The organism is Loktanella sp. M215 (assembly GCF_021735925.1).
Lineage (GTDB): Bacteria > Pseudomonadota > Alphaproteobacteria > Rhodobacterales > Rhodobacteraceae > Loktanella.
The window spans coordinates 72,650-84,945 of record NZ_WMEA01000001.1 but is presented as its reverse complement, the minus strand read 5'-3'; the positions used below and the strand labels follow the sequence as shown (position 1 = coordinate 84,945).

The 12,296-nt window shown below is 64.9% G+C and carries 13 protein-coding genes; 5 read left to right on the top strand and 8 right to left on the bottom strand.

Annotated features, from left to right (window positions below; genetic code table 11):
* Positions 1 to 61: 61 nt before the first annotated feature.
* From GLR48_RS00450 to cysG, 7 genes are all read right to left on the bottom strand, one after another.
* Complete coding sequence (locus GLR48_RS00450) at positions 62 to 412, bottom strand: nuclear transport factor 2 family protein (protein WP_237057719.1); 351 nt, start codon at positions 410 to 412, stop codon at positions 62 to 64.
* 149 nt (positions 413 to 561) lie between these two features.
* Positions 562 to 1,404 (bottom strand): ferredoxin--NADP reductase, encoded by an 843-nt coding sequence (locus GLR48_RS00445; protein ID WP_237057717.1) that lies wholly within the window; start codon positions 1,402 to 1,404, stop codon positions 562 to 564.
* A 59-nt stretch (positions 1,405 to 1,463) separates the two neighbouring features.
* On the bottom strand, positions 1,464 to 1,871 hold the full coding sequence (locus tag GLR48_RS00440; RefSeq protein WP_237057715.1) for a DUF934 domain-containing protein: 408 nt from the start codon (positions 1,869 to 1,871) through the stop codon (positions 1,464 to 1,466).
* Between the two features lie 49 nt (positions 1,872 to 1,920).
* Positions 1,921 to 2,661: a phosphoadenylyl-sulfate reductase gene (locus GLR48_RS00435; protein WP_237057713.1), complete on the bottom strand. Its 741-nt coding sequence runs from the start codon at positions 2,659 to 2,661 to the stop codon at positions 1,921 to 1,923.
* The gene (locus GLR48_RS00430; protein WP_237057712.1) at positions 2,651 to 4,321 is read right to left on the bottom strand and encodes a nitrite/sulfite reductase; all 1,671 of its coding nucleotides are present in this window, start codon (positions 4,319 to 4,321) and stop codon (positions 2,651 to 2,653) included. Before GLR48_RS00430 ends, GLR48_RS00435 begins: the two co-directional genes overlap by 11 nt.
* Position 4,322: 1 nt before the next feature.
* Complete coding sequence (locus GLR48_RS00425; RefSeq protein WP_237057710.1) at positions 4,323 to 4,622, bottom strand: DUF2849 domain-containing protein; 300 nt, start codon at positions 4,620 to 4,622, stop codon at positions 4,323 to 4,325.
* Entirely contained in the window at positions 4,622 to 6,019 is a 1,398-nt protein-coding gene (gene cysG / locus GLR48_RS00420; protein ID WP_237057708.1) for a siroheme synthase CysG, read from the bottom strand. Before cysG ends, GLR48_RS00425 begins: the two co-directional genes overlap by 1 nt.
* A 136-nt stretch (positions 6,020 to 6,155) precedes the next feature.
* Between cysG and GLR48_RS00415 the strand changes: the two genes are divergently transcribed.
* Positions 6,156 to 6,617: an Lrp/AsnC family transcriptional regulator gene (locus GLR48_RS00415; protein WP_237057706.1), complete on the top strand. Its 462-nt coding sequence runs from the start codon at positions 6,156 to 6,158 to the stop codon at positions 6,615 to 6,617.
* Between the two features lie 27 nt (positions 6,618 to 6,644).
* Here the strand turns inward: GLR48_RS00415 and GLR48_RS00410 are convergent, their stop codons facing one another.
* A complete protein-coding gene (locus GLR48_RS00410) occupies positions 6,645 to 7,814 on the bottom strand; it encodes a cytochrome P450 (RefSeq protein ID WP_237057704.1) in 1,170 nt (389 codons plus the stop codon).
* Between the two features lie 175 nt (positions 7,815 to 7,989).
* Here GLR48_RS00410 and GLR48_RS00405 point away from each other — a divergent pair, with 175 nt between their 5' ends.
* From GLR48_RS00405 to GLR48_RS00390, 4 genes are all read left to right on the top strand, one after another.
* Positions 7,990 to 8,841: a cobalamin B12-binding domain-containing protein gene (locus tag GLR48_RS00405; RefSeq protein ID WP_237057703.1), complete on the top strand. Its 852-nt coding sequence runs from the start codon at positions 7,990 to 7,992 to the stop codon at positions 8,839 to 8,841.
* 153 nt (positions 8,842 to 8,994) lie between these two features.
* A complete protein-coding gene (locus tag GLR48_RS00400; protein ID WP_272911354.1) occupies positions 8,995 to 10,005 on the top strand; it encodes a DctP family TRAP transporter solute-binding subunit in 1,011 nt (336 codons plus the stop codon).
* A 101-nt stretch (positions 10,006 to 10,106) separates the two neighbouring features.
* Positions 10,107 to 10,820 carry a TRAP transporter small permease gene (locus tag GLR48_RS00395; RefSeq protein WP_237057701.1) on the top strand — a complete coding sequence of 238 codons (714 nt, stop codon included), beginning with the start codon at positions 10,107 to 10,109 and terminating at the stop codon, positions 10,818 to 10,820.
* Positions 10,821 to 10,823: 3 nt separating this feature from the next.
* Positions 10,824 to 12,245 carry a TRAP transporter large permease gene (locus GLR48_RS00390; protein ID WP_237057700.1) on the top strand — a complete coding sequence of 474 codons (1,422 nt, stop codon included), beginning with the start codon at positions 10,824 to 10,826 and terminating at the stop codon, positions 12,243 to 12,245.
* The last annotated feature ends 51 nt before the right edge of the window (positions 12,246 to 12,296 follow it).

The following is a 12,296-nucleotide window of genomic DNA, read 5'->3' as shown; positions in this document are numbered from 1 at the left end:
CCGCGTCTGCATGACGCGGCCCTTTTTCGATCCGCTCGGGCGGCACGCCAAACTGCGCACGTCAAATCGTCACCCTGCGATGACAGGCCGACGCCTGATGGATCATGCCGTCGCTGTCGAAATGCAGCGTCTCGATCGCCAGCACGCCGTGCTGGTTGCGATATGTGATGGCCAGCATTTCGTGTCCGTCAAAGACATCCTGCACCTCGAACCGCAAGTCGGGCTGCCGGTCCAGGGCCGCGGCCCAATAGCGGCGCAGCGCCGCCCGTCCCCTGACCTCGCCGGCCCCCGTGATCGGGATCGCCTTTGTCGAACGGAACACGACGTCGTCGCGGTAATGAATCAGGATGGCGTCCAGATCATGGCTGTTCCAGGCGTCCTGCCATCCGGCAACAAAAACCTTGCTGTCCATGTCCGGCCCCCATGATGTGTCAGTGATGCTGACATTATTGAAGGTCTCCGAATCTTGCGCAAGACGTCAGATGAGGGCAATCTGCGCGCGATGAAAAAAGGCGCGCCCGGCTTGCGGACACGCCCTCATTTCGCAAGAATATCATGCCGTCAGCCGACGAAAGCCTTCTCGATCACGAACTCGCCCGGTTCCGAATTGGCGCCCTCGTGCAGGCCAGCGGCTTCCATCAGGGCGGCGATATCCTTGTTGAAGGCCAGGCTCCCGCAGACCATCGCACGGTCCGTCGCGGGGTTCAGCGGCGGCACGCCAAGGTCACTGAACATCTCGCCATTTTCGATCAACTTCGTGATCCGCCCCATCTTCGCGCTCTTTTCGCGCGTCGTCGTGGGATAATACCGGATCTTGTCCAGATTCTCCTGCCCCAGCAGCTCGATCATCATCGGATCGGCCTTGATCTCGGCGATCAGGTTCGCCCCGTAGGTCAGCTCCGCGACATCGCGGCAGGTGTGGGTGACGATGACCTCGTCGTAATTCTCATAGGTCTCCGGCTCGCGCAGCAGCGACGCGAAAGGCGCGAATCCGGTCCCGGTGGAAAAGAAATAGATCCGCTTGCCCGGCAGAAGCGCGTCGTGGACCAGCGTGCCCACGGGCTTCGGCTTCAGGATGATCTGGTCGCCCACGGTGATGTGCTGCAGCTTGCTGGTCAGCGGCCCGTCCTCAACCTTGATCGAATAGAACTCCAGCTCCTCGTCCCAGCTAGGCGAGGCGATGGAATAGGCGCGCAGCAGCGGCTTCCGCTTGCCCGTCTCGGGGTGGGGATCACCCATCAGGCCGATCATCACGAATTCGCCGGACCGGAACCGCAGGCTTGCGGGCCGGGTCACGCGGAACGAAAACAGCCGGTCCGTGTAATGGGTCACGGCGGTCACGGTCTGCGCATCGGGCAGCACGGGCTGGGCGGCGGTATCGGTCACGGGGCGTTGCTCTGTCATGTCATTCATCGCGGCGGTTGTGACGCCACGCCTCTGTTTCGTCAAGGAAAGGGGGGAAATCAGCCGCGCATCCGCGCGAGGTAATCATGCGCCCGCCAGTCGGCGCGGGCCAGCCACTGGTCTTCGGGTTGCCGCGCGGCCAGATCGGCACTTATCTCGACCTCGTCGAACCCGGACCGCCGCGCCATCGCATACTGGTCGGCGATCACATGGCCATGGGCGCGCAACCGGCCCTGATACCCCGCCCGCCGCAAGATCGCGGCCAGCGTAAACCCGCGCCCGTCCGAGAAGCTGGGAAAGGCGATCCGGATCATCGGCGCCTGCATCACGGTCCGCACGGCGTCGGGTGCGGCGTCCGACGGCACATCCACCGCCCCCGGCACCTCCAGCGCCACGTCGTCCAACTCCACGAAGTCACCGTCGAAATCATCGGCGGCAAAGCCTGCATCGGTCACAATCACGCTCATCGTTGCGTCCTCCGGGGGCGCATGCCCCTGTTCATCTGGCAATTCAAACTCATCCGGCTTGGCGCTCCGGCGCCGGGATCCGGACCATCTTGCCGTTCACGAAATGGATCCCGCATTCGGTCTTCTCCTGATTGCGCCAACGCCCGGCGCGCGGGTCCTCGCCCGGTGCCACCCGCGTCGTGCAAGGCGCACAGCCGATCGAGGGATACCCCTGTGCCACCAGCGGATGCCGCGGCAGACGGTTCTCGGTCATGTAATCCTGCACGTCGCTCCGGTCCCAGTGCGCCAGCGGGTTCACCTTCAGGTGCGTCCCGTCGGCCTCGAAGAACGGCAGCGCGGCCCGCTTGCCGCCCTGATACTGCTTGCGCCCGGTGATCCAGCCGTCAAAGGGCATCAGCGCCCGCTGCAGCGGCACGGTCTTGCGCAGCGCACAGCAGCTGTCCGGGTCCGCCAGATGCAGCAGCCCCTCGTTGTCCTGTGCGAACACCTCTTGGCGGTCGGGGTGCAGCACGCGCACGTCGCGCAGATGCAGCCGTTCAGCCACCTCCATCTGATAGGTCAGTGTTTCCGCGAACAGCATCTCGGTGTCCAGAAACAGCACCGGCGTATTGCGGTCGATCATCGACACCAGATGCAGCAGCGCCACGGATTCAGCACCAAAGGAACTGACCAGCGCCAACTGTCCCACATCCGGGTCCTTCAGCGCCCGTTCCAGCACCGCATGGGCCGAATGATGCTTGTACGCATCGTTCAGCGCAGCGGCGCGGCCTTGCAAATCGTCAAGCGGCATCGCGCTTGTCCTCCTTGTCCGGGTACAGGACGGCCTTGAACGGCTCCATCCCAAGGCGGCGGAACGCCTGAAGGAACGTCTCTTCGGGGTCAGACCGCAAATCAAGGTAGCCCAGCACCAGCCGTTCCACCGCCGGCAGGATCTCGTCCGCACTGAAACCGGGTCCGGCGCGTTCGCCGATCGCCGCATCCTCGGTCCCGTCGCCGCCCAGCGTTACCTGATAATTCTCGACCCCCGCGCGATCCAGGCCCAGGATGCCGATATGCCCCACATGGTGATGCCCGCAGGCATTGATGCAGCCAGAGATCTTGATCTTCAGCGGCCCCACATCATGCTCCAGCTTCAGCGCGTCGAACCGCACCGCGATCTGCTGGGCAATCGGGATCGACCGCGCCGTCGCCAGCGCGCAGTAATCCATGCCGGGGCAGGCGATGATGTCGGAAATCAACCCGATGTTCGCCGTGGCCAGATCGGCAGCGCGCAGCGCCTGATAGACGTCCGGCAGATCGCCCTTCGCCACGTGCGGCAGGATCACGTTCTGCTCGTGGCTGATCCGCAGCTCGTCGTGGCCAAAGCGTTCGGCCAGATCGGCCAGCACCCGCATCTGATCGGCAGAGGCATCGCCGGGCGTTGCGCCCTGCTTTTTCAGCGACACGCTGACGATGGCGTAATCCGGGTTCTTGTGGGCCGAAAGGTTGGTATCGGACCAGCTGCGGAACGCCGGGTTCGCCGCCCGCGCCGCGTCATAAGCGGCCAGAGACGTCTCGGCATAGACCGGCGGCGCAAAGGCCTGCGTGATCTCGGCCAGCAGCGCCTGATCGACGCCGGTGAACAGCGGCCTGATCCGGGCAAAGCGCTCCTCGACCCGCGCGCGGATATCGTCGATCCCGTGCTCGTGGACGGTGATCTTGATGCGCGCCTTGTACTTGTTGTCGCGCCGGCCCAGCAGGTTCCACACCGAAACAATGGCCTCGCAATAGGGCAGCAGGTCGGCCTCGGCCACGAAGGGGCTGATTTCCTTGCCGATCATCGGCGTCCGGCCAAGGCCGCCGCCGACCAGCACGCGGAACCCGCGCTTGCCGTTGCTCTCGATCACCTGCAACCCGATGTCATGGGCCGCGATCACGGCGCGGTCATGGGCCGCCCCCGTCACGGCAATCTTGAACTTGCGCGGTAGGAACTGGAACTCCGGGTGATCGGTAGACCACTGGCGCAGCAGCTCGGCATAGGGGCGGGGGTCCGCCACTTCATCCGCTGCGGCGCCCGCGAAATGGTCCGCCGTCACGTTGCGGATCGTGTTGCCGCTGGTCTGGATCGCGTGCATTTCCACATCGGCCAGCGCCTCAAGGATATCGGGCACATCGGGCAGCTTCGGCCAGTTGTATTGGATATTCTGCCGGGTGGTGAAATGGCCGTAGCCCTTGTCAAAGCGCTCCGCGATCATCGCAAGCTGGCGCATCTGGCCGCCGTTCAGCGTGCCATAGGGGATCGCCACGCGCAGCATGTAGGCGTGCAGCTGCAGGTACAAACCGTTCATCAGGCGCAGCGGCTTGAACTCGTCCTCGGTCAGACTGCCGTCCACACGCCGTTCCACCTGTCCGCGGAACTGCTTGACCCGTTCGCGCACGAAGGCTTCGTCGAAATCATTGTAGCTGTACATGTTACTGCTCTGCCTGCTTGCCGTGGAAATAGTTGGACGGCCCGCGCGTGCGGAAGTCCTCGCGAAAATGCGTGGGCTCCGGGCCATTGTCGGTCGCCACCGCATCGGCCAGATAGGCCCCCGCGATCTCGTCCTGCCGCCATTGCGCTTCCATCAGGCGCAGGTCCGCATGCGCCTCGTCGGTCAGCAGCTCCGCCTCCGCGATGTCGCGGGTCCAGCGGTCGTCCTCGGTCAGCCAGACCGCGTCGCCCTCCAGCAGCGCATTCGCCGTGACGACCTTGGGTGTGAATGCTTTCGCCATCAGGCAAACTCCTCGATTTTCATGGTCTGCGAGGCGGCCACCGCATCGCGCGGGGCCAGTCCCAGAAAGGTCAGGGCAGGGCCGGTCAGGCCCGCTTCGGTCAGTGTCGGCTCAAGCTCCGCCAGCGTCGTCGCCAGCACGCGCTGGCTCAACCGCGACGCGTTCTCGATCACCGTCACCGGGGTCGCGGGATCGGCGCCGTGCATCAGCAGCCGCCCTTGGATGAACCGCGCCGCCCGCTTGCCCATGTAGATCGCTGCAACCTCGCCCGGCCGCGCCAGCACCCGCCAGTCATGGTCGGCAAACCCCTTGGTGTCGTGCCCGGTCATGAACCGGACCGAGGCGTTGCGCCCGCGCTGCGTCAGGCTCTGCCCGATGCTCGCCACAGCTGCACTCGCCGCCGTGATCCCCGGCACGATCCGCCACGAAATCCCGGCCGCTTCCAGCGCGTCGATCTCCTCGTCCAGCCGGCCAAAGACCGTCGGATCGCCGGATTTCAGCCGCACGACATGTGCACCCTTCAGTGCATGTTCCACGATCAACGCGTCAATGTCGGCCTGCGCCATCGACGTGCCAAAGCCTTCTTTTCCTGCGTCGATCATCACCGCCTCGCGCCGCGCCAGTTCCAATATCTCGCGGCTCACCAGCCGGTCGTAAATCACCACATCCGCCACATCCAAGGCACTGCGCGCCTTCAGCGTCAGCAAGTCCGGATCGCCCGGACCGGCCCCGACCAGATCGACGTGCCCGGCCTTCTCGGTCGCGTGCAGAGTCTCGTCCAGCAACCGCTCCAGCGCGGGGACGACAGCCGCTTCTCCACCGGCCTCGACCGCCTGCGGCCCGACCTGGTCATAGAACGCCGCCCAGAAATTGCGCCGCTTCACGCCCATGGGCAACACGTCCGCCGCCGCGCGAAAGGTCTTGCCGATCCGCGCCAGCAGACCCAGCCCTGCGGGCAGCCGCTCTTCCAGATCGCGCTTGATCCGCCGCGCCAGCACCGGTGCGGCCCCTTCGGTGCCGATCGCGATGACGACTGGGTCGCGGTCGACGATGGCGGGGGTGATGAACTGGCTGTCGGCCAGATTGTCCACGATATTGACCCGCGCCCCGTCGCGGTGCGCCAGTGCGGCCACCCGCGCGTCCTCGACATCGTCCTCGTTCGCAGCATAGAACAGCACGGCACAAATCGCATCGCCCGGCTCCATCGCGCGCGCGATCAGCGTCAGACGCCCCGCGGCGGCCCAGCGATGGATCTCGGGTGCTGCCTCCGCCGCCACCACGGTCACATGCGCCGTCGTCTTCAGGATCAGCCGCAGCTTGGCCAATGCGGCCTCACCGCCGCCGGACACCACGATCCGCCGCCCCGCGACCGCCATGAAGACTGGAAAATGATCCATACCGAAGGCTCCCTTACTGCCCTTCAATATAGAACATTGTTCTGGTTTTTGACTACGGGTGCCGCTAGATAAGAACAAGCGTTCCTCGCCGGTCCGGCAAACGCACCAACATTCCAGCGCCTCGGGGAAAACCGAAATGACAGTCCGCATCGACGACACAGACCGGAAGATTCTCGCAGCCCTGCAGCGCGATGCCAGCCAGTCCCTCGACGACATCGCCGCCGAAGTCGGCTCTTCCAAGACGCCTGTCTGGAATCGCATCCGCAAGCTGCGCACAGCGGGCGTCATCGGCCAGACCACCGTGGTCCTCGACGCCGAGGCGCTGGGGTTCGACGCCTGCTTCTTCGTGCTGATCCGCACCAGCGAACACGACAGCGACTGGCAACAGCGCTTCCTTAAAGCCCTGAAATCCCGGCCAGAGGTGCAGGAGGCGCACCGCCTCGCCGGCGACATCGACTACATCCTCAAGGTCCGCGTCGCCAACGCCCGCGCCTACGACACCTTCTACCAGGCCCTGATTTCAGAGGTGAAGGTCCACAACGTCACCGCACTCCTCTCGATGGAGGAGATCAAGTCCACCATCGCACTGCCGCTCTGACCCCACCCCCGCTCATCCTCGCTTTTTTCAAAATACTCCCCCGCGGGAGGCGTCCCGCACCATCAACCGCTCCAGCCCATGGAAATGATAGACGTCCGCATAAACCGGGCGCTCCGCCAGTGCCAACGCCGGGCACCTCTCCCACAGCACCTCCAGCGCGATCTGCAATTCCATCCGCGCCAGCGGCGCGCCGACGCAGAAATGCACGCCGCCGCCAAAGGCCACATGAGCCGGCCCCGCGCGGTCGGGATCAAAAACCTCCGGGCGGTCCCAGACCGCCGCATCCCGGTTCGCAGACCCCAGCAGGCAGGCGATCCGGTCGCCGCGCCGGAACTCCGCGCCCGCGACCGTGCAATCCTGATGCACCCAGCGCGTGAACATGTGCAGCGGCGGATCGAACCGCATGACCTCCTCGACCGCCGCCGCATCAGACCGCTGCAGGCCCGTCGCCAGCATCGTGGCGACGCCGTTGCCCAGCGTATGCACCGTGGCCTCGTGGCCCGCGTTCAGCAGCAGGATACAGGTGCTGATCAACTCCGCCTCCGACATCTCGGCCGCGATCAGGGTCGACATCAGGTCGTCCCGCGGCTTGCGGCGCTTTGTCGCCAGATGGTCGCGCAGGAAGGCGGTGAAATCCGCCGTCGCCGCCTCGGCCCCGGCCATGATGTCGGCCGTCAAGCGCGCCTGATACATCGTCACCATGGCATTGGACCAGCGCAGCAGGTCCGCCGCCGCCGCCTCGGGCACGCCCAGCAGCCGCGCGATGGTGATGACCGGCACGGGCCGCGCATAGACCGCCAGCAGGTCGACGTCGCCCGCGGGAAACCGGTCGATCAGATCATGGCACAGCGCCCGGATCCCCGGCGCCAGACCGGCGATGCTGCGGCTGGTGAACGACCGCAGCACCGCACCCCGCAGCCGCGCGTGATCGGCGCCGTCCCGTTCCAGCATCGAATGCGCCTCGACCGCATCGAACCCGGCGCGCGCCGGATCGGCCGCTGGGGCAAGCTCGCCCGGCACCTGACGCCCCATGCGCCGGTCGCGCAGCACGGCGCTGACCGTGGCGTGATCGGTGGCGCAGGCCATGTCGTAATCGGTCCACCGGACCAGCGGTCCCATCGCCCGCATGCGCGCATAAGTTGCATAGGGATTCTGCACAAAGGCGGGGTCGGTCGGCGACTGGACAAAGGTCTGCATGGGCGCCACCTTGGGGCCTGCGATGTTCCGCCGCAAGATGGGTTGCGACGTTCTGACGCAGCCTCCCTTCCGATTGTAGTGCTAGCCTATGCATACGATCGGATACCGAAGAGTCGCCGCCACGCTCTTTCAACGGGATCCGGTCGGGGGGGAACACCAGAACGGGGGCTGTCATATGGCACGCCAGCAGCGCGAAAATGACGACCTTGATCAGGTGGCCTGGGCGCAGGCCCATCTGCAATTCGAAAAACTCCAGACCCATCTGCCCGAAACCGCCGTCAGCAATGTCGCAAGGGAAGTCGTCCGCCGCCTCGCCTTCCGCCTGCCGCGCTACGGCGAAGGCACCGACGGCCCCAGCCAGGGTGACATCGTCCGCTTCTGCAGCACCCTGACCGCGACCAACGACGAATCCGCCGAACGGTTCATCCGCAACCTGCGTCGCGCCGGCAGTTCCGCCCATACGATCTATCTGTCCTACATCGCCGCCGCCGCCCGTCATCTGGGCGCGCAATGGGAAGAGGACGAGATTTCCTTTGCCGAGGTCACGATGGCCTCGGGCCGTCTGTTCCGGATCATCCGGGGGTTGCGCTATGTTCTGGACCGCGACGGCCCGCAGGGCGAAGACACCCGTCGCATCCTGCTGGCCGTCCTGCCCGGCGATTCCCATACGCTGGCCAGTGAAATGGCTGCCGACCTCTTTCGCCGCGACGGGTGGGAGGTCGACCTTGCCGTGGGCGAGGATCACGACAGCATCGTGGCGCGCGCGGACACGACCCGCTTTGCAGCCGTCGTGATCGTGGCCAACGCGATCCGCGATCTGGAAACCCTGACGCGTCTGGTGATCGGCCTGCGCATCGTCGCCCCCGTCGCGCCCTTCGTGCTGGCGGGCAAGATCCTCGATGCGCCCGATGTGGCCGAAATGTGCGGCGCCGATGCGGAAATCACCAGTCTGGACACCGCCGCCGCCCGCCTGCGCGCCATCACCGGCATGCCGCCGCGCGATGATGCGGCCGCCTCATCCACCTAAGCGTGCAGAGCCTTCTCTGGCGCAACGGAATTGCGCGACAATGTGATCCTGCGCATCAAAAGCGCCTTGCCTGACCTGCCCAATGGTGTAGGACGGTTCAACCATTTCGGCATCCGACCGAAACCCCATAATCGATCTCTGGGAGGAGACAGCATGACTTTCCTGAAAACCGCAGCCTTTGCGGCCGCGATGTCCATTGCGGCGACCGCGACACTGGCACAGGGTGCGGGTTGCGACGCCGGCGAGACCGTCGTCAAGTTCAGCCACGTCACCAACACCGACAAGCACCCCAAGGGCATCGCCGCCCAGCTGCTGATGGACCGCATCAACGAAGAGATGAACGGCACCATGTGCATGGAGGTCTTCCCGAACTCCACGCTCTACACCGACGAGCAGGTCATTGAGGCGCTGCTGCGCGGTGACGTGCAACTGGCCGCACCGTCCCTGTCGCTGTTCGAATCGATCACCAAGGCCTACCGCCTGTTCGACCTGCCCTTCATGTTCAAGAACATCGATGCCGTCGACGCCTTCCAGGCCTCCGACACCGGTCAGGGAATGCTCGACATGATGCAGCGTCGCGGCCTGCAGGGTCTGGGCTACTGGCACAACGGCATGAAGCAGATCTCGGCCAACAAGCCGCTGATCGAACCCACCGACGCCAACGGCCTCAAGTTCCGCGTGCAGCCCTCCGACGTGCTGGTCGCACAGTTCCAGGCGCTGGGCGCATCCCCACAGCCGATGGCCTTCTCAGAGGTCTACGGCGCGCTGCAGACCGGTGTCGTCGACGGTCAGGAAAACACCTGGTCCAACATCTACGGCCAGAAGTTCTTCGAGGTGCAGGACGGCATCACCGAGACCAACCACGGCATCATCGACTACATGGTCGTGACCTCCACCGACTTCCTCGACAGCCTTGACCCTGCGGTGAAGGACCAGTTCCTGACCATCCTCGACGAAGTGACGACGGAACGGAACGCCGCCGTGACGCAAGTCGACCTCGAGGCGCGTCAGGCGATCCTCGATGCGGGCAGCAAGATCGTGGAACTGACACCCGAACAGCGTCAGGACTGGGTCGACGTGATGATGCCCGTCTGGACGCAGTTCGCTGACGAAGTCGGTCAAGAGAACATCGACGCCGCCCAGAAGATCAACGAAAGCATGTAATCCGCGCGCAGGTCGGGCGTCCGTCGCCGGACCTGCGGCACCCTTCACGGCCCGGACTTCCGTCCGGGCCGTTTCACCATTCCATCAGCGGGGCAGGGCAGATGAGCCAGCATTACGAGGCGCGGGGACCGGTCGGGGCCCTTGTCAACGGCATCGAGGAAACCATCATCTCGGCCCTGCTGGGCGTGATGACCCTTCTAACCTTCGTGAACGTGGTCCTGCGCTACGGCTTCAACCACTCCATCATCTGGAGCCTCGAAGTCGTGCTGACCCTCTTCGCCTGGCTCGTGCTATTCGGCATCGCCTACGCCTTCAAGGTCACCTCACATCTGGGCGTCGATGCCGTCACCAACATCCTGTCGCCCGGTCCGCGCAAGACCGTGGCGCTGATCGCGGGCGTGCTCTGCATCGCCTACGCGCTGCTGTTCCTCAAAGGCGCTTACGATTACTGGGCGCCCTTCGCCGACCTGCCGCCGACCTCGGGCCGCTGGTTTCCCACCGGTTTCGACATGTCCGCCCGCAGCCAAAGCTATTTCGAGACTGACCAGATCCCGATCCCGTTCGAATGGTTCAAGACCTGGCTCGAAACCACGTTCAACTCCTACGAACAGGGCGGCCAGATCCTGACCGACGAATATTCCAAGATGCCGCGTCTGGTGCCCTACACCATGTTGCCTGTCGCCGCCGTGCTGATCCTGTTCCGCATCGTGCAGGCCGTCTGGCGCATCTGGACCGACCGGTCGCCGAGCCTGATCGTCTCACACGAAGCCGAAGACGCCGTGGCCGAGGCCGCCCTTCTGAACAGGGATAACTGATCCATGGAAGTCCTCCTTCTTTTCGTTCTGATCATCGGCTTTCTGCTGATCGGCATGCCCATCGCCGTGTCGCTGGGCCTCGCCTCGATCCTGTTCCAGCTCTGGTTCTCCGAAACCTCGCTCGCCGCCGTGGCGCAGGCGATCTATCAGGCGATGGCCGGGCACTACACGCTGCTGGCGATCCCGTTCTTCATCCTGGCCTCCAGCTTCATGTCGACGGGCGGCGTGGCCAAGCGCATCATCCGCTTCGCCATCGCCTGCGTCGGCCACCTGCAGGGTGGCCTCGCCATCGCGGGCGTTCTGGCCTGCATGATCTTTGCCGCCCTCTCCGGATCAAGCCCCGCCACCGTGGTCGCCATCGGCTCCATCGTGATCGCGGCGATGACCAAGGCAGGCTATACCAAGGATTTCGCCGCCGGCGTCATCTGTAACGCAGGCACGCTCGGTATCCTGATCCCGCCGTCCATCGTCATGGTCGTCTACGCCTCTGCCACCGACGTCAGCGTCGGGCGCATGTTCCTCGCGGGCGTCATCCCCGGCCTGCTCGCCGGTGTCATGCTGATGATCACGATCTACGTCATGGCCAAGGTCAAGAACATGCCCGCAGGCGAATGGGCCGGCTGGGCCGAGGTCGGCGACAGCTTCCGCGACGCACTCTGGGGGCTTGGCCTGATCGTCATCATCATGGGCGGCATCTACGGCCACCCTTGGATCAGCCTGCAGCCCTTCGGCATCTACTGGAAAGGCGGCGCCTTCACCCCGACCGAGGCCGCGGCCGTCGCCGCCGTCTACGCCTTCTTCGTGGCCTCCTTCATCTACCGCGACATGGGACCTCTGGCGGGCACCGATGGCCGCCGCCCGCTGCCGCTGTGGCGCAAGCCGGTGGCGATCGTCACGGCCTTCTTCCACCGCGACACCCGCGCGACCCTGTTCGAATCCGCCAAGCTGACCGTCACCCTGATGTTCATCATCGCCAACGCGCTGATCCTCAAACAGGTGCTGACCGACCAGCAGGTGCCGCAGCACATCGCCAACGCGATGCTGGGCGCGGGCCTCACGCCGATCACCTTCCTGATCGTGGTCAACGTGATCCTGCTGATCGGTGGCCAGTTCATGGAACCCTCGGGCCTGATCGTCATCGTGGCACCGCTGGTCTTCCCGATCGCGATCCAGCTGGGCATCGACCCGATCCACCTTGGCATCATCATGGTGGTGAACATGGAAATCGGGATGATCACACCGCCCGTCGGCCTGAACCTCTTCGTCACATCGGGTGTGGCGAATATGCCGATGATGGCCGTCGTGCGCGCGGCCCTGCCGTTCCTCGCCGTGCTCTTCGTGTTCCTCATCATGATCACCTACATCCCGATCCTGTCGACCTACCTGCCCAACTCGGTCATGGGACCGGAAACGATCATCAAGTAGCAAAAGGGCGCGGCCCCGCCCCCGGGCGCCGCGCCCTGCGTTCACTTGGCC